General features: G+C 66.4%; 17 protein-coding genes. 11 read left to right on the top strand and 6 right to left on the bottom strand.

The genetic code is table 11. The features are described from left to right. Positions 1-238 precede the first annotated feature (238 nt). Complete coding sequence (locus ACSFCA_RS28870) at positions 239-781, bottom strand: hypothetical protein (RefSeq protein ID WP_435461783.1); 543 nt, start codon at positions 779-781, stop codon at positions 239-241. A 122-nt stretch (positions 782-903) separates the two neighbouring features. Between ACSFCA_RS28870 and ACSFCA_RS28865 the strand changes: the two genes are divergently transcribed. Then, positions 904-1,884: a LysR family transcriptional regulator gene (locus ACSFCA_RS28865; protein WP_093056990.1), complete on the top strand. Its 981-nt coding sequence runs from the start codon at positions 904-906 to the stop codon at positions 1,882-1,884. Between the two features lie 10 nt (positions 1,885-1,894). Here the strand turns inward: ACSFCA_RS28865 and ACSFCA_RS28860 are convergent, their stop codons facing one another. Further along, positions 1,895-2,113: a hypothetical protein gene (locus tag ACSFCA_RS28860; protein WP_258351919.1), complete on the bottom strand. Its 219-nt coding sequence runs from the start codon at positions 2,111-2,113 to the stop codon at positions 1,895-1,897. Positions 2,114-2,193: 80 nt separating this feature from the next. Between ACSFCA_RS28860 and ACSFCA_RS28855 the strand changes: the two genes are divergently transcribed. Next, complete coding sequence (locus ACSFCA_RS28855) at positions 2,194-3,000, top strand: metallophosphoesterase (protein WP_435461784.1); 807 nt, start codon at positions 2,194-2,196, stop codon at positions 2,998-3,000. A 99-nt stretch (positions 3,001-3,099) separates the two neighbouring features. After that, a complete protein-coding gene (locus ACSFCA_RS28850) occupies positions 3,100-4,599 on the top strand; it encodes an amidase (protein ID WP_435461785.1) in 1,500 nt (499 codons plus the stop codon). Here ACSFCA_RS28850 and ACSFCA_RS28845 read toward each other — a convergent pair. Further along, positions 4,596-5,213 carry a TetR/AcrR family transcriptional regulator gene (locus ACSFCA_RS28845; protein ID WP_435461786.1) on the bottom strand — a complete coding sequence of 206 codons (618 nt, stop codon included), beginning with the start codon at positions 5,211-5,213 and terminating at the stop codon, positions 4,596-4,598. The two genes, ACSFCA_RS28850 and ACSFCA_RS28845, sit on opposite strands and share 4 nt — an antisense overlap. Positions 5,214-5,305: 92 nt before the next feature. Further along, on the bottom strand, positions 5,306-6,040 hold the full coding sequence (locus ACSFCA_RS28840; RefSeq protein WP_093174884.1) for a GntR family transcriptional regulator: 735 nt from the start codon (positions 6,038-6,040) through the stop codon (positions 5,306-5,308). A 262-nt stretch (positions 6,041-6,302) separates the two neighbouring features. Here ACSFCA_RS28840 and ACSFCA_RS28835 point away from each other — a divergent pair, with 262 nt between their 5' ends. The 8 genes from ACSFCA_RS28835 to ACSFCA_RS28800 all read left to right on the top strand — a co-directional run bounded on the left by ACSFCA_RS28835 (position 6,303) and on the right by ACSFCA_RS28800 (position 14,360). Continuing rightward, complete coding sequence (locus tag ACSFCA_RS28835; RefSeq protein WP_435461787.1) at positions 6,303-7,634, top strand: aromatic ring-hydroxylating dioxygenase subunit alpha; 1,332 nt, start codon at positions 6,303-6,305, stop codon at positions 7,632-7,634. Positions 7,635-7,645: 11 nt separating this feature from the next. Then, on the top strand, positions 7,646-9,094 hold the full coding sequence (locus ACSFCA_RS28830; RefSeq protein ID WP_435461788.1) for a glutamine synthetase family protein: 1,449 nt from the start codon (positions 7,646-7,648) through the stop codon (positions 9,092-9,094). Positions 9,095-9,099: 5 nt separating this feature from the next. After that, positions 9,100-9,423: a 2Fe-2S iron-sulfur cluster-binding protein gene (locus ACSFCA_RS28825; protein WP_258351925.1), complete on the top strand. Its 324-nt coding sequence runs from the start codon at positions 9,100-9,102 to the stop codon at positions 9,421-9,423. A 111-nt stretch (positions 9,424-9,534) separates the two neighbouring features. After that, positions 9,535-10,725, top strand: a complete 1,191-nt coding sequence (locus tag ACSFCA_RS28820) for an ABC transporter substrate-binding protein (protein WP_435461789.1) — start codon at positions 9,535-9,537, stop codon at positions 10,723-10,725. Positions 10,726-10,759: 34 nt separating this feature from the next. Continuing rightward, positions 10,760-11,620, top strand: a complete 861-nt coding sequence (locus tag ACSFCA_RS28815; protein ID WP_435461790.1) for a branched-chain amino acid ABC transporter permease — start codon at positions 10,760-10,762, stop codon at positions 11,618-11,620. A gap of 292 nt (positions 11,621-11,912) precedes the next feature. After that, positions 11,913-12,875 carry a branched-chain amino acid ABC transporter permease gene (locus ACSFCA_RS28810; RefSeq protein WP_435461791.1) on the top strand — a complete coding sequence of 321 codons (963 nt, stop codon included), beginning with the start codon at positions 11,913-11,915 and terminating at the stop codon, positions 12,873-12,875. Next, the gene (locus ACSFCA_RS28805; RefSeq protein ID WP_435461792.1) at positions 12,872-13,651 is read left to right on the top strand and encodes an ABC transporter ATP-binding protein; all 780 of its coding nucleotides are present in this window, start codon (positions 12,872-12,874) and stop codon (positions 13,649-13,651) included. Before ACSFCA_RS28810 ends, ACSFCA_RS28805 begins: the two co-directional genes overlap by 4 nt. After that, positions 13,644-14,360, top strand: a complete 717-nt coding sequence (locus ACSFCA_RS28800) for an ABC transporter ATP-binding protein (RefSeq protein WP_435461793.1) — start codon at positions 13,644-13,646, stop codon at positions 14,358-14,360. The genes ACSFCA_RS28805 and ACSFCA_RS28800 overlap by 8 nt, the downstream gene beginning before the upstream one ends. Before the next feature lie 6 nt (positions 14,361-14,366). On the opposite strand, the gene ACSFCA_RS28795 is transcribed toward ACSFCA_RS28800, so the two are convergent. Both ACSFCA_RS28795 and ACSFCA_RS28790 read right to left on the bottom strand, forming a co-directional pair. Then, the gene (locus ACSFCA_RS28795; RefSeq protein WP_435461794.1) at positions 14,367-15,527 is read right to left on the bottom strand and encodes an ABC transporter substrate-binding protein; all 1,161 of its coding nucleotides are present in this window, start codon (positions 15,525-15,527) and stop codon (positions 14,367-14,369) included. A 105-nt stretch (positions 15,528-15,632) separates the two neighbouring features. Further along, positions 15,633-17,213 (bottom strand): phospholipase D family protein, encoded by a 1,581-nt coding sequence (locus ACSFCA_RS28790; RefSeq protein WP_435461795.1) that lies wholly within the window; start codon positions 17,211-17,213, stop codon positions 15,633-15,635. Positions 17,214-17,224: the final 11 nt, after the last annotated feature.

Raw genomic sequence — 17,224 nt, 5'->3', positions numbered from 1 at the left:
TCAACTTTCGAAGACTTTCTTCACCGCCAACAATCAACGCCCCAGAAGAAGCACCAACTGCCTCGAACACCAGTGGCATTCATCAGCGAAGCCCACGAGTATATGACAGATTTGGGGGTGCCATCAACCTCCAAGAACTTTTTCGCCCAAGTTCCGAGGCACCTCCTCGAAGACCAGGCTCCCCCATAAAGAAAGCCGCCCGAGGGCGGCTTTCTTACATACAGCGAGTCGTCGCTACTTAGTAATAGCGCGAGCTGTTCATCCGGCGCATCGCTTCATAGAGCGTGGGCATGCGCACTTCCTGCGAACGGGCGCTCATGCGGGCCAGCGCGTCGATCTTGGCGGCTTCGGCGGCAGGCACGGTGCCTTCCGATTGCTGGCGCCACATCGCAGCCTGCAGCTCTTGCATCACGCGCGGGTCGCTCTTGGCGGTTTCCAGGAAGCGAGCGTCAGCACGGGCAGCGGCACGGCGTTCGGCGGCAGCGCGCCAGGCACCGGCGATGCTGCTTTGGCGCACCGAGCCTGCGAACAGCGCGAACAAGGCGATGGCTGCGACGCAGAACACAGTCCAGGCAGCGAGCAGACCGCCTTCGCTCCAGTTGGAAACGAGCGAGTCGGTCACCACCAGCACGGCCGCCGCGATAGCGACGATCAGCAGGGCAACGAGCGGGCGGGCGCCATTGGCACCGGCGCGGGCGGCTTGAATCTGGCCGAACAGGACTTCGGCGCGACGCACGCCGGGGTGGACAGTAGGTTGGTCAACGTGAACGAAGCTGGTCATGATGCATCCCTCCTGGGGACAGTGATAAACAGTGGTGGCGAACAAGGCCGATGCAGTGATATTAGGGATTACCCCAGTGTTCGTCCACTTTATCTTTCTGATGTTTATCATTCACAAGACTGATGGACGTCAACTTTCGCACGCTCGACCTCAACCTGCTTCGCGTTTTCGACGAGGTAATGGCGGAGCGCAACCTCACGCGCGCCGCCCGCAACCTCTCGATCACGCAGCCGGCGGTGAGCAATGCGCTACGGCGCCTGCGTGAAGTACTGGGGGACGAGCTGGTGCGCCGCTCCGGCGCCGGCGTGGAGCCCACGCCACGGGCGCTGGCCCTCTGGCCGACCGTGCGCGACGCCCTGCGCCAACTGCAGCACACGCTGGCTCCCGGCGAGTTCGACGCCGGCACCGCCGACACCACCTTCTTATTAGCGATGGCCGACGCCACCGCAGCCGAGCTCATCCCGGGCCTGGTGCAGATCGCCGAAAAGGAAGCGCCCGCAATCTCCTTGCGCGTACTGCCGCTGACCACACGCGATCCGCGCCGCATGCTGGAGCTGGAAGAAGTCGACATGGCTGTCGGCTATTTCCCGGCGGTGATCGCCAGCCTCGCGGCGCGCGGGCAATCTGGGGTAGGGGTACCGTTCGAGACCCAGCGGCTCTACCTGGGTCAGTATGTATGCGTGATGCGGCGCGGCCATCCGCTTGCGAGCGCACCCCTCACGCTCGATGACTACTGCGCAGCGCGACACCTGCTGGTGAGTTTTTCGGGGAGGCCCTACGGTTTCATCGACCAGACGCTGGGCGCCTTGGGGCGCGAGCGGCGCATCGTGGTGACGGTGAACCAGTTCTTCACGGCCGGCCGGGTGGTCGCCAATTCAGACCTGCTGACCGTGCTGCCTCGTCACTTCGTGACGGTGACCGGCATCGACGACCAGTTGGTGCTGCGCGACCTGCCGTTCGACCAGCCGCCGGTGCACGTGGATGCCATCTGGCACCGGCGCGCCCAGCATGGGCATTCACATGAGTGGCTGCGCAATGCGCTGTTGCGCTCGGCAGCCGCGGCTTTTGCCGGATCGGTCCTCGGGCAAAAGGTGCCCGGCTGACCGGGTTTGCTTAGCGGACGACGCTGAGCCAGGCGCTGGCTGCGGCGCGCAGTTCCTGCGCGTGGTGGGCTCCGCGGCCGGCGCGCATGTCGGCGCTTTCCATCAGCGCAGCGGCGTGGCTGGCCGGAACGTTGGCGCTGGAAGAACGGAAGAAACGGGCCACTTGGGCAATGAGGCTGAACATGACGGTGCGCGGCTCGTGGCTGCGCTGGAGTGGTTGATGTTTCAAGAATAAGGGTTATCCCTAGTCAATCAAGCCAAACCTTATGCGCTTCACGCATGGGGCAATTCACCTAGACTGGCCCGACGATGAAGCTGCAACTGCTCTCCGACCTGCATCTGGAGTCCCATCCCCGCTTCCATGCCGAGCCCGTGCCGGGCGCCGACATGCTGATCCTCGCGGGCGACATCGGCTCCTACCAGCAAGGCTCTCGCCTGACCGACACCGACTTCGGCCTGGGCCGCTTTTCGCCCCGCAACGGCTGGCCGGTGCCGGTTGTCTATGTGCCGGGCAACCACGAATACGACAACGTCGACTTCGACGAGACCCACGACCGCCTGCGCACGCTCTGCGAGGAACTCGACATCCTCTGGCTGGAGCGCGAAACCCGTGTGATCGACGGCATCCGCTTCGTGGGCACCACGCTGTGGGCCGACTTCGACGCACTGGCCGAACCCACCGACAGCCTGGCCGAGGCGCTCAAGAAACGCGGCAAGGCCATGCGCGCGGCCGATTTCTATCTTGAAAAAGCGGCCACCATGCGTAACGGCGAACTCTTCCTCTCCGCGCAGTTGCGCGACCAGGCGCTGGCCTGCCAGACCTGGCTCACGCAGGCGCTGGCCGAACCTTTCGACGGCACCACGGTGGCCATCACCCACTTTGCGCCCAGCCTCGAAAGTGCCGATCCGCGCTACGGCCTGACACCCGGCACGGCCGGTTTCTGCAATGCGCTCGACGAGTTGCTGCCCCATGCGAAGCTGTGGCTGCACGGCCACCTGCACTGTCCGTCGGACTATGTGAAGAACGGCTGCCGCGTAGTGGCCAACCCGCTGGGCTACGCACGCAACGGCGAACAGGAAGGCTACAAGCCCCAACTGCTGATAGACCTGCGCTGACCGGCCGCACCGTCGCGCAGACGGTAACGGCCAGCAACGCGTTCGCCACCACGGCTGTGTAGACTGGCCGAGCCCATCTCACCGATGGAGGAGAGCGCCATGACGCAACAGCAACAACAACGACGCAACTTCCTGCAGCAGACCGCCGGCGCCGCCGCGGCCACTGGACTGCTCTCCTTGTGGCCACGGGCCTTCGCCCAGGGACCGAACGAAACCGCCGGCAGGGCCATGGGCCAGCTGTCGATAGCCGAAATGTCGCGCCGCCTCGCCGCCGGCACCCTCAGCAGCAGCCAACTAGTAGAAGAAGCATTGGCCGCCATCCAGAACCCCGCGGGCGAAGGCGCGCGCACCTTCATCCGCGTGCACGCCGATACGGCCCGCGCCACCGCGGCGCGGCTCGACGCCGAGCGCAAGAGCGGCCGCCCGGCCGCCTCGCCGATCGCCGGCATCCCGATTTCGCTGAAAGACCTGTTCGACGAAGCCGGCATCACCACGCTCGGCGGCTCGATGGTGCTGGCCGGCCAGCCGCCGGCAGCGCGCGACGCCCTCGTGGTCGAGCGACTGCGGCGCGCCGGCGCGATCATCATCGGGCGCACCAACACGGTCGAGTTCGCCTACACCGGCCTGGGCGTCAACCCGCACTACGGCACGCCGAAAAACGTCTACGACCGCGCGACAGGCCGCATCCCGGGTGGTTCGACCTCGGGCGGCGCGATCTCGGTGACCGACGGCATGGCTGCCGGCGCCATCGGCACCGACACCGGCGGATCGCTGCGCATCCCGTCAGCGCTCAACGGGCTGGTGGGCTTCAAGCCGACGCAGCGGCGCATTCCGCTCGACGGCGTGATGCCGCTGTCGACCTCCTTCGATTCGGCCGGCCCCATGGCCTGGACGGTGGAAGACTGCGCCCTGCTCGACGCCGTGCTGGCCGCTGAACTGCAGCGCCCGCTGCGTGTGCTGCCGCTGCGCGGCCTGCGCTTCGCGGTGCCAAAGACTTTCTTCCAGGACGATCTGTCGCCGCCCGTGGCCGCGGCCTTCGCGTCGGCGCTGGCCAAGCTCTCGGCCGCGGGCGCCACGGTCACCGAACTGCCGATGACCGAGTTCGCGAAGGCGCCAACCATCAACCCGCGCGGCATGATCACCGCCGCCGAGGCCTTCACCTGGCACCGCGACTTCATCAAGACCGGCGCCGCCAAATACGACCCGCGTGTGCTCGCCCGCATCAAGACCGGCGAAACCATCACCGCGCCCGACTATCTGCAGCTGCAGGCGCTGCGCCGCCAGTTCATCCGTTCGATCAACACCGCCGCCGTGGGCTACGACGCGATGCTGATGCCCACCACGCCCGACATCGCGCCGCCGATCGCCGAGGTTCTGAAGGATGACGACACCTACTACCGCATCAATGGCCGCATGCTGCGCAACCCCTCGGTGGTGAACCTGTTCGACGGCTGCGCGCTCTCGGTGCCCTGCCACGACGCGGGCACGGCGCCGGTCGGGCTGATGGTGGCCAGCATCGGCAACACCGATCACCGGCTGCTCGCGGTCGGCGCAGCGATCGAAGCCGTGGTGACGCCGCGGCGCGCGCTCAGCAGTTAGCGCGCGGCCAGGCCGTCGAAGCAGGTTGCGAGCACAAGCTCGACGATCTGCTCATCTGTCTGCAGACCGCCCGCCTTCAGGAAACCGAGCACCGGATCGCAGGCGCGTGCGAACAGCGTGTAGAGCACGGCAATCGCCGGCAGCTTCGGGTTGAGCGAACCGTCGGCCTGCGCGGCCTGTATCCAGCCGCCGAGCTGGTCGCTGATGGTGACCAGGCGGTCGAGGTAACCGCGGTTGCTCATCAGCGCGGCGCGCAGGCTCGAGTTCTGGTGCGGCAGCGAAGGCATCTCGCCGGCCAGTTGCATCTGCATGACCCAGCGCACCACGGCGCGCAGCTTGTCGACGGGCTTGTCCTCGGCCGGCACCGCGGCCAGGAAATCCAGCGTGCGCTGCATGATGCGCACCATCGCGGCGGCAGCCAGATCTTCCTTGCTGGGAAAGTGCTTGTAGAGGCTGGCCTTGGCGATGCCGACCGTTGCAGCCACCTCGTCGACCGTCATCGATTCGAAGCCCTTCTCGGCGAGCAGGCGGTTCGCGGTCTGCACGATGGCCTCCTCGCGGGCCTGCAGCATCTGTTCCTTGAACGAGGTCTTGGCGGGGGCGGTGGCACTCATGCCGGAAATTCTAGTCTCGCCCGTCGCTGGGCAGACGGCGTGAATGCCGAAATACCAGCCAGTCTTATACAGACGCGCCGGTTTGCCCGATCTCAGGCGCCCCGACCCTTGGACACCAGGCGGATGCCCGGCATCAGCTCGGCAGCCAGCTCCGGCCGCTCGAGCGCGTAATCGAGGTTCATGCGCGCGATCTCGACGTGCTCCTCGCCCAGCGCCTGCGCCCGCGAGCCCTGCCCGCGCTCGATGGCCTGCACGATTGCGTGGTGCGTGCGGTGCGCCTGCCGCATCCATTGCTGGCCCTCTTCCATTGACGACTGCATCGGCAGCATCGCGCTCGGAGCGGCAAAGGGCTGGCCGCCCAGCATGTCCATCACCCGCTTGAGCGCGAGATTGCCGCAGCCTTCGACGATCAGCTTGTGGAAGCGGTCGTTCATTTCGACGTAGGCCGCGTAGTCGTCGATCTCCATGCTGGGCTTGTTCACGGCCCGGTCGCCGTCTTCCAGGCACTCTTTCAGGTCGCGCAGCAGCTGGCGCGATGCACCGTCTTCGGCCAGCAGGCGCGCGGCGAAGCCTTCGATCACGCCGCGCACGCGGATGGCGTCGGCCACTTCCTGCGAGGTGAAGCGGCGCATCTGGTAGCCGCCGCTGGGCGATTGCTCGATCAGCCCTTCGTGCTCCAGGCTGGCCAGCGCGAGCCGCACCGGGGTACGCGAGGCTTCGAGCTTCTCGGCGAGCGGGATCTCGGCCAGCCGCTCTCCGGGCACGAATTCGCCCTTGAGGATCAAGTCGCGCAGTTGCACGAGCACGCGGGATTGTTGGGAGTCCATCGGCGGATTCTAGGAGACGAGCCCGACACTGCACGCAGCATATTTATCCTGGCTCGCTTGTTGCATGCACATCTTCACAACAAGTGTCAAAAACTGACAGCATCCTCAGCGTTTACCCTGATTTTTGCCTCTCACGGCCCCGAATCGAGGCGAAATCGCAGATGAAAGTTTGACCAGGATCGAGGATCACCAAGACAATGCATACAGTTGCATGCAATAGCTGCAAGCCTCTTTCCACAGTCCCCACGATGGAGCCCGCACGATGATCAGCGCAGAGCAGAACGATTTCATCACCCGCGTCGGACCCGGCGCGCCCGCCGGCAAGCTGCTGCGCCGCTACTGGCAGCCGGTGGCCCTGGCCGACGAACTGGCGGGCCCGCGCCCGGTCAAGCCCGTGAAGCTCATGGGGCAGGACTTCGTCCTGTTCCGTGACGAGAACGGCCAGCTCGGCATGCTCGACCGCGACTGCCCGCACCGCGGCGCCGACCTTGCCTTCGGCCGGCTCGAAAACGGCGGCCTGCGCTGCGCCTTCCATGGCTGGCTGTTCGACGCCAAGGGCAATTGCCTCGAAACCCCCGCCGAGCCCGCCACCAGCAAGCTGTGCAGCCGTATCAAGCAGTCGGCCTACCCGGTGGTCGAGAAGGCCGGCGTCGTTTTCGCGTACATCGGCGAGGGCGAGCCTCCCGCCTTCCCCGAGTTCGACTGCTTCGTCGCGCCCGACAGCCACACCTTCGCGTTCAAGGGCCTGTTCGAATGCAACTGGCTGCAGGCGCTCGAAGTGGGCATCGACCCCGCGCATGCCTCGTACCTGCACCGCTTCTTCGAGGATGAAGACACCTCCGGGAGCTACGGCAAGCAGTTCCGCGGCGCATCGGCCGACTCCGACATGCCCATCACCAAGGTGCTGCGCGAATACGACCGGCCCGACATCAGCGTGGAGCCCACCGACTACGGCTTCCGCCTGAAGGCGCTGCGCAAGCTGTCGGAAGACACCACCCACGTGCGCGTGACCAACGTGGTGTTCCCGCAGGCTTTCGTGATCCCGATGAGCGCCGAGATGACCATCTCGCAATGGCACGTGCCGGTGGACGACACGCACTGCTACTGGTACGCCATCTTCACCAGCTTCACCGGCCCGGTCGACAAGCAGCAGATGCGCGACCAGCGCCTGAAGCTCTACGAGCTGCCCGACTACACCTCGCGCAAGAACAAGCGCAACAACTACGGCTACAGCATCGAAGAGCAGCTGACCGAAACCTACACCGGCATGGGCGACGACATCAACGTGCACGACCAGTGGGCGGTGGAGTCGCAAGGCGCCATCCAGGACCGCACGCGCGAGCATCTGGGCAGCACCGACAAGGGCATCATTGCCTACCGCCGCGTGCTGATGAAGGCCATCGAGGCCACGCTGGCCGGCGAGAGCGCGCCGATGTTGATCGACGCCGCACAAGCCAGCGCGATGACCGGCCCGCCCTCCATCGACGGCATCGGCCACGTCAGCGACGAGGCAGCCACCGAGGCCTACTGGCAAGACGCCGACCGCGCACGCCGCCTGAAGTCCGACTGGGCTTCCGCACGGCTCGCCGCCTGAGCACGCACGCCATGAGCAGCAGCCACACATTCGTCGACCGCTTCGGCCTCTGGTCCGACGACCAGCACGCACAGGCCAGGGAGCTGGTGCGTCGCATCGACAGCGGCGAGGTCGACCTCGTGCGCTTCGCCTGGCCCGACCAGCACGGCATCCTGCGCGGCAAGACGCTCGTCGCCACCGAGGCACGCTCTGCCCTGTGGGAAGGCGTGAACCTCACCTCCACGCTGCTCGCCAAGGACACCTCGCACAAGACCGTGTTCCCGGTGTTCACGCAAGGCGGCGGCTTCGCCATCGAGGGCCTGCAGGGCGGCGCCGACTTCACCATCGTGGCCGACCCCGCCACCTTCAAGATCCTGCCGTGGTCGCCACGCACCGGCTGGGTGATGTGCGACGCCTACATGGCCGACGGCAAGCCCTGCCCCTTCGCCACGCGGCAGATCCTGCAGCGCGCGGTGCGCCAGCTCGACGAGCTGGGTCTGGACTTCATCGCCGGCCTCGAAGTCGAGTTCCACGTCTTCAAGCTCGACGACGCCCGCATGGGCCTGGCCGATTCGGGCCAGCCCGGCGAACCGCCGCGCGTGTCGCTGCTGTCGCACGGCCACCAGTACCTCACCGAGCTGCGCTACGACCGCGTCGACGGGCTGATGGAACTGCTGCGCTCCAACCTCATCGCGCTCGGCCTGCCGCTGCGATCGCTCGAAATCGAATTCGGCCCGAGCCAGTTCGAGCTGACCTTCGGCCCCACAGCCGGCGTGATGCCGGCCGACACCATGGTGCTGCTGCGCAGCGCCATCAAACAGATCTGCCAGCGCAACGGGCTGCACGCCACCTTCATGTGCCGCCCGAAGATTCCGAACGTGATGTCCAGCGGCTGGCACCTGCACCAGTCGCTGCGCCGCAAGAGCGACGGCGTCAACGCCTTCATGCCCGAGGCCGAGGGCCAGACCCTCAGCGAGATCGGCATGCACTACCTCGGCGGACTCAAGGCGCATGCCTGCGGCGCCGCGGCACTGGCAAGCCCCACCATCAACGGCTACCGCCGCTACCGCCCCTTCTCTCTCGCGCCCGACCGGGCGATCTGGGCCAAGGACAACCGCGGCGCGATGCTGCGCGTGCTCGGCGGCGTGGGCCAGAGCGCCTCGCGCATCGAGAACCGCGTGGGCGAGCCGACGGCCAACCCGTACCTGTACCTGGCGTCTCAGTTGTTCTCCGGCCTCGACGGCATCCGCAACAGGACCGACCCCGGTCCCTCGGCCGACGCGCCGTACGAAACGCCGGCAGAGCAACTGCCTCGCTCCTTGAGCGACGCCCTCGCCTGCCTGCGCAAAGACGAAATGCTCAACACGCAGATGAGCAAAGTCTTCATCGACTACCTCTGCCACATCAAGGAAGCGGAAATCGCCCGCTTCAACCTCGAAGTCTCGGAGTGGGAACACCGCGAGTACTTCGACATGTTCTGAAAACCATGCCCACGATCCACTACATCCTCAAGGACGGCACCACGCGCGAGGTCGACGCCAAGGTCGGCGCCAGCGTGATGGAGACCGCCATCCGCGGCAACGTGCGCGGCATCGACGCCGAATGCGGCGGCTGCTGTTCCTGCGCCACCTGCCACGTCTACGTGGACGACGCCTTCATCGACCTGCTGCCGCCGCCCGACGACATGGAGAGCGCGCTGCTCGAAGCCGTCGCGTCCGAGCGCAGGTCCGGCTCGCGCCTGAGCTGCCAGCTCAGCGTGACCGCAGCCTTCGATGGCCTCAGGGTCCGCGTGCCCGATACCCAGATTTGAAGGACGGCTCGGGCATCATCGCCCGCTTTGTTTGCATATTCGGTTACATGACAGCGGCGCCGACGTGGCGCATCCACTCCACCTGAAAGGCGTTTTCCCGTGAACCCAACGATGACCAAGAGAACCATCCTCTCGACCCTGCTGCTCGCCGGCTTCGGCCTGCTGGGCGCCACGGCGCACGCCGCCGACGAGCCGCTGCGCATCGGCCTCATCGCCACCTACTCGGGCCCGTACGCCGACTACGGCCGCCAGTTCGACGCCGGCATCGCGCTCTACCTGAAGGAACACGGCGGCAAGGTGGGCGGCCGCACTGTCGAGATCATCAAGAAGGACACCGCCGGCCCCGCACCCGACGCCGCCAAGCGCATCGCGCAGGAGCTCATCGTGCGCGACAAGGTGAACGTGCTCACCGGCCTGGACTTCAGCCCCAACGCATATGCCGTGGGCGCCATCGCCACGCAGGCGAAGATTCCGACGATCGTGATGAACGCGGCATCGTCGGCCATCACCACCAGCTCGCCCTACGTGGCGCGCCTGTCGTTCACCGTGCAGCAGGTGACGGACCCGATGGCGCGCTACATGCTCAAGGAAGGCATCAAGGACGCCTACACCGTGGTCGCCGATTACGCCTCGGGCGTCGACGCAGAAACCGCCTTCAAGAAGACCTTCACCGCCGGCGGCGGCAAGGTCTCGGGCGAAGTGCGCACGCCGATGAACAACCCCGACTTCTCGGCCTACGTGCAGCGCATCAAGGACGCCAAGCCCCAGGCCGTGTTCTTCTTCTTCCCCTCGGGCGTGATGCCGCCGGCCTTTTTGAAGGTGTGGAAGGAACGCGGCATGGAGCAGGCCGGCATCAAGCTCTACGCCACGGGCGAAGCCACCGACGACAGCTACCTCGACGCCACCGGCGACGTGGCGCTGGGCCTGGTCACCAGCCACCACTACTCGTTCGCGCATCCCTCGCCCAAGAACCAGAAGTTCGTGAAAGACTTCGCCGCCGACAACGGCGCCAAGCTGCGCCCGAGCTACTTCGCCGTGACGGCCTACGACGCCATGGCCGCCATCGACCTCGCACTGGCCAAGACCAAGGGCGACGCCAGCGGTGACAAGTTCATGGACGCCCTCAAGGGCCTGAGCTTCGAGAGCCCGCGCGGCCCCATCGAGATCGACCCCGCCACGCGCGACATCGTGCAGACCGTCTACATCCGCAAGACCGAGCGTGTGAACGGCCAGCTGGTGAACGTCGAGTTCGACAAGTTCGACCGCGTGAAGGACCCGGCCAAGGAAGCCGCAGCCAAGTAAGCCAGCCAGTTCGTCGTCAGCCAGCAGGAAATTCATGGGCATCGTGATCTTCGATGGAGTGGCCTACGGCATGCTCCTGTTTCTCATCGGCGTGGGCTTGTCCATCACGATGGGGCTCATGAATTTCGTCAACCTCGCGCACGGCAGTTTCGCGATGGTGGGCGGCTACGCCGCGAGCGTGCTGATGAACCACTTCGGCCTGGGCTTCGGCCTCTCGCTGGCGGCGGCCTTCGTGGCGGCTGCCGTTGCGGGCGCGGTGCTGGAGTTCGCGTTCTACCGACGGCTGTACCGCGCGCACCCGCTCGACCAGGTGCTGCTGTCGATCGGCGTGGTGTTCGTTTCGATCGCCGCCTTCACGTATTTCTTCGGCCCGACGATGCAGCCCTTCACGCTGCCGCCGGCGCTCGACGGGCAGATGTCGCTGCTGGGCCTCGAAGTGGGCCGCTACCGCCTGTTCCTGATCGTCTGCGGCGTGGCCGTGCTGGCCGCGCTGCTGCTGGGCCTGGGCAAGACGCGCTACGGCGCGATGGTACGCGCGGCGGTCGACAACCAGCGCGTGGCGGGTGGCACCGGCATCAACGTGCAGCGGCTGTTCTTCCTGACCTTCTCTCTCGGCTGCGGCCTCGCGGGCCTCGGCGGTGCGCTGAGCCTGGGCATGCTGGGGCTGGAGCCGTCGTTCCCGCTCAAGTACCTCGTGTACTTCCTGATGGTGGTGTGCGTGGGCGGTGCGGGCACCGTCACGGGGCCGTTCATTGCGGCGCTGCTGGTCGGCATCGTCGACGTGGCGGGCAAGTACTACCTGCCTGAGGCGGGCGCCTTTCTCATCTACGTTTTCATGATCGTGATGCTGCTGGTGCGGCCGAACGGCATCGTTGCGAAGAAGGGGATCGCGTGATGTACAGCGTGCTTTGTTCGGGGAGCGATCACGCCGACGGCGTGCTCTGCTCCGCGAATGTCCCCCGTCCTTCGGACTCCTCCTTTATTTCGCTGCACAGAGCACACCATCGACGTGATCGTTGGACGCAGCGGCTGATCGGCCGGCACGACAGCCGGGCTCAATGTGTGAATGGCATCGGGTGCTCCCCGCAGCGAAATAAAGGAGGAGCCGAAGGCGGGGGACATTCGCGGAGGGGAGTACCCGGTGTCATTCGCACGCGCCCCGAAACTCAACGAGCAGGGCACCCAGGATGAAACCCGTAACGATCTCCCCCACGCATTTGCGCATCGCCGAAATCGCCTTCTGGCTGGCACTCGCGTCGAGCTTCTTCCTCCTGCCCGACAAGCTCACGCTGATGAGCCAGATCATGATCTTCGGCCTGTTCGCCGTGTCGCTCGACATGGCGCTGGGCTACGCCGGCATCCTCACAGTGGGCCACGCAGCCTTCTTCGGCGCGGGCGCGTATGCAGCCGGGTTGCTTGCCAAGTACGGCTGGAGCGAACCCTTCACCGGCCTGCTGTTCGCACTGGTCGTCAGCGGCCTGCTGGGCTACGCACTGAGCTACCTCGTGGTGCGCGGCGCCGACCTCACGCGTCTGATGATCACCATCGGCGTGTGCGTGCTGCTGTACGAACTGGTCAACCGGCTCTCGGGCCTCACCGGTGGCACCGACGGGCTGCAGGGCGTGGTCATCGCGCCAGTGCTCGGCCTCTTCGATTTCGACCTCTACGGCAAGACCGCATTCGGCTATGCGTTCGGCGTCGTGCTCGCGATGTTCCTGCTCGTGCGGCTGGTGCTGCGCTCGCCCTTCGGCCTGGCGCTGCGCGGCATTCACGACAGCCGCAAGCGCATGACGGCCATCGGTTCGCCAGTGGAGGCGCGGCTGCGCATGGCCTATGCCTTCTCGGCCGCGGTGGCAGGCGTGGCGGGCGCGCTGCTGGCGCAGACCACGCAGTTCGTCGGCATCGAGTCGATCGGCTTCAACCGCTCGGCCGAAGTGCTCATCATCCTGGTGCTCGGTGGTACGGGGCGGCTGTACGGCGGGATGATCGGCGCCATCGTCTACATGCTGGTGCACGACTGGTTCGCCGACATGAACCCGCAGTACTGGATGTTCTGGCTCGGCATCTTCCTTATTGCGGCCGTCATGCTGGGCCGCGGCGGCATCATGGGGGCGCTCTCGCGTTTCGTTCGCACGGGGAAGGCGCGATGAGCTCCACGACCACCACGCACACGCTGCGCACGCACGGCCTGGGCATCCGCTTCGGCGCCTTCCAGGCCGTGAGCGATGTGAACCTATCGCTCGAACCCGGCGCGCGGCAGGCGCTGATCGGCCCCAACGGCGCGGGCAAGACCACGCTCATCAACCTGCTGACCGGCGTGTTCAAGCCCACGAGCGGATCGATCCACATGGGCGATCGCGACATCACCCGCCTGCCTGGCGACAAGCGCGCGCGCATGGGCCTGGCGCGCACCTTCCAGATCAACACGCTGTTCCCCAGCCTCACGCCGCTCTTGTCGGTGGTGCTGGCGATCAGCGAGCGCGAAGGGCTGGGCGCCACGTGGTGGCGGCCGCTCAAGGGCTGCACGGCGGTGTTCGACGAGGCGCATGCACTGCTCGGCACGCTCGGGCTCGACAGCCTCGCCGACGTGCCCGTGGCCGAACTGGCCTATGGCAAGCAGCGGCTGCTGGAGATAGCGCTCGCGCTCGCGGCCAAGCCTCGCATCCTGCTGCTCGACGAGCCTGCTGCCGGCGTGCCTGAAGACGAGAGCGGCGAGCTGTTCGAGGCCATCGCCGCGCTGCCGCCCGACATCAGCGTGCTGTTCATCGAGCACGACATGAAGCTCGTCTTCCGCTTCGCGCGCCGAATCTCGGTGCTGGTGGGCGGACGCATCCTGACCGAGGGCACGCCTTCGGAAATCGGCGCCGACCCGCGCGTGCGCGAGGTCTATCTCGGAAGCTCACACCGCCATCACCACCATGCCTGAAGCACTCGCCTTCGACCAGGTCACCGCCGGCTACGGCAACGCGGTCGTGCTCGACCGACTCGACTTTTCGCTGCAGCAGGGCGAAAGCCTCGCCATCCTCGGGCGCAATGGCGTTGGCAAGACCACGCTGCTCGAGACGCTGATGGGCAACACCCGCGTGATGCAAGGCGCGATCCGCTGGCAGGGTGTCGACATCACGCGCTGGCCTTCGCACCAGCGCGTGCGCGCGGGGCTTGGCTGGGTGCCACAGGAGCGGGAGGTGTTTCCTTCGCTCACCGTCGAAGAAAACCTCACGGTGATCTCGCGGCTCGGCGGCTGGAACCTGAAGCGCGTCTACGACTTTTTCCCGCGTCTGCGCGAGCGGCGCGGCAACTACGGCAACCAACTCTCCGGTGGCGAACAGCAGATGCTCGCCATCGGCCGCGCGCTGATGACCAACCCCAAGCTGCTGCTGCTCGACGAACCGATGGAAGGCCTCGCGCCGATCATCGTGGAAGAACTGGCCGCGGCGATCCGCCGGCTGTGCGAGTCGGAAGGCCTGGCGTCGATCGTGGTCGAGCAGCATCCGGTGCTGGCGCTGGAGATGACGCACAAGGCAATCGTGCTGGAGCGCGGCACGGTGGTGCATGCGGGGCCGAGCGCAGAGCTCGCGGCCGACAGGAATCTGCTCGAAGGCTTGCTCGGCGTAGGAATCGCCGAGCAAACCTGACAGAGTTCAGCTCAGCATCTGCCCGCGGCTGCCGATCACGGCCACGTCCACGAACTGCCCGCCTTCGCGGTTCGTGCGTCCGTAGTTGATCTTCACCCCGCCCAGGTCGAAGTTCTCGATGCTCGCCAGCCCCGACATCACCGACGCACGCGTGAGCGAACCACCGGCGCGGCGCATGCCTTCAGCCAGCACAGCAGCGTTCAGGTAGCCCTCCAGGCTCGTGAGCGAGAAGTCCTTGACGCCATTGGCCACCATGTCGGCCTGGTAGCGGCGCACGATCTCGAACTTGGTCGAGTACGGCGAGGGCACCACGATCACGAAGCCCAGGCCCTTGGCCAGGTCGCCCATCGCCGACAGCGCGCTGGCCGTGATCGACAGGCCATAGGCCGAACTGCTGTTGCCCGCCTCGCGCAGCGCCTTCAGGAACACCGGCGCCGTGCCGGCCAGCCCGACCACCACCACCTGCGGCTTGGCCTTGGCGATCGCCTCGGCGGCGGGGCCCACTTCCATGCTGGTGGTGTTGGGCGTGGTCGCAATCACCGCCGGCTCCAGCTTGGCCTTGGCCAGCGCGTTCTTGAAGGCTGCCAGCACCGACTGCCCCAGCGGGTCGTTCGAATGCACGAGGCCGATGCGACTCTGGCCCAGCACGGCGGCGGTGCTCACGAGCTTGTCGACTTCCTGGTCGTAGTTGGCGCGCACCCAGAAGGTGTTGGGCGAAGCCTTCTTGCGCAGCGCGATCGTGCCGGTGATCGGGCCGACCACGGCCATGCCGGGCACCGCGTCCATCACCTCGGCCGTCTGGCGCGTGCCCAGCGGGTGCAGCAGCGCGAGCACGGAGCTGTCTTTCTCGAAGGCCAGTGCGTTGGCCTTGGCCACGTCGGGCTTGAAGGTGTCGTCGGCCATCACGAGCTCGACCTTGGTGCCGTTGATGCCGCCCGCCTTGTTCAGCGCATTGAAGAACGCGCTCGAACCCTGGAACAGCCCCTGCCCGTTGGCCTTCTCGACGCTGCTGTTGTCGAAGGTGGTGCCGATGCGCACCGGCCGGTTCTGCGCGAGCGCCGGAAAACCAAGGCCCGCGACGGCGGTTGCTGCGGCCAGCCCGGTCAGCGCACGCCGACGGCTGGTGGAAAGCGGCGCAATCGACTCGCGCGGCACGGGAACGGTCATGATCGAAGTCTCCAGGAGGTAATGCGTTAGTGACAAAAACTCACATTCTTTCGAGGAATGTAACGCACTCACTCACCACCTGGGATGACAGCGGCGGCTACTTCGCTACAGCAGCTCTTCGCCCACGATGGGCAGCAGCAGCCAGTTCTTGAAGCGCAGCCAGAGGAACTCCCCGGGCTCGTCCTCGTGGACGATGTCGCCGCCAGCGTCGTCGTACTCCAGCCATTGCACGCGCCGGCCGTTGGGCCCGAGCCGCAGCCGGTAGCCGAGGTTCACGCGCTCGCCCGACATGAGCTTGTTGTAGTCCTGCACCAGCTCGGGACTGTCGATGACCAGGCCGATCTCGGTGTTGACGGCGGCCGAGCGGTGGTCGAGGTTCATCGAGCCGACGAAGAAGCGCTCGTTGTCGACGATGGCGAGCTTGGCGTGCAGCCGGCTGATCGACTTGCCGAAGTCGCCGAAGCGGCCCGAACTGCCGCTGAGCGTGGGCGCAATCTCGAAGATGGTGACGCCGATCTTCAGCATGTCGGCGCGGTAGCGCTCGTAGCCCGCGTAGGCCAGCGGCTCGTCGGTTGCGCCCAGCGAGTTGGTCACGACCGTGATGCGTCCGCCCTTGTCGATGCACGCCCGCATCTCCTCCATGCCCTTGGGGCCCGGAATGAAGTACGGCGAGGCAATGACGACCTCGCGCCGCGTGGCGTTGATCACGCTGAGCGCGCCTTCGGTCACGCTGCCGATGTAGGCCTCGTCGGCCTTGCGCGTGATCTTGTCGGGGTCGTCGATGAACAGCGTTGCCGGCGCCCAGTAGCGGTCGAGCTTGCCGGTGATGAGCTGCTCGCCCACGGGCGATTTGTTGAGCACGTCGCGCGGGCGAATGGGCACGTCGGGCACGGCTGTGCGCGCAATTTCGTCGAAGCGGCGCTGCGCCGCCTCGCGCGTCATGCCGCGCAGGGGCGCGATGCGCTCGATGGGCCATGCGTGCGAGCTGTTCCAGTAGCGGTCGAAACCTTCGGACATCTGCCGCACGACCGGGCCGCTGGAAATCACGTCCATGTCGATGAAGTTCGCGGCCGTGCTGCGCATGAAGTACTCGTTGCCGATGTTGCGGCCGCCCGACACGGCAAAGCTGTTGTCGGCCACCAGCAGCTTGTTGTGCATGCGGTGGTTGATGCGGCCGAAGTCGGTCAGCGACATGAGCAGCCGCGTGCCGAGCGAACTGGCGCGCGAAGGCAGCGGGTTGAACAGCCGCACCTCCACGTTGGGAAAGGCCGCGAGCGTGCCGAACAGCTCGTCCTCGCCGCCGGTGTAGAGGTCGTCCACCAGCAGGCGCACCCGCACGCCGCGCGCTGCGGCCTCGCGCAGTTCGCGCAAAAACAGCAGGCCGATGTCGTCGCGCTGCACCAGGTAGTACTGCACGTCGAGCGACTTCTCGGCATGCCGCGCAAGCGAGATGCGGGCATCGAAGGCAAACGCCGCCTCGGGCAGCAGCCGGAAGCCCGAGAGCGCAGTGGAATCGCCTGGCGCGTCTTTGGCCGCCAGTTGCCCGAGTTCTGTCTGCGCCACGTCGGTGAACGCCGTGACGTTCGCCTTCGGCTCGGGTGGCGGCAGGCTGACGCAGCCGGTGAGCCAAATGGCCGCCAGGACGCTCAGGCAGGCGGCAAAACGACGGGCGATGAGGGCGCGCATGGCCCGAACTG

Source organism: Variovorax multivorans, from assembly GCF_051216835.1.
GTDB lineage: Bacteria > Pseudomonadota > Gammaproteobacteria > Burkholderiales > Burkholderiaceae_C > Variovorax.
This window is presented reverse-complemented; position numbering and strand designations above follow the sequence as displayed.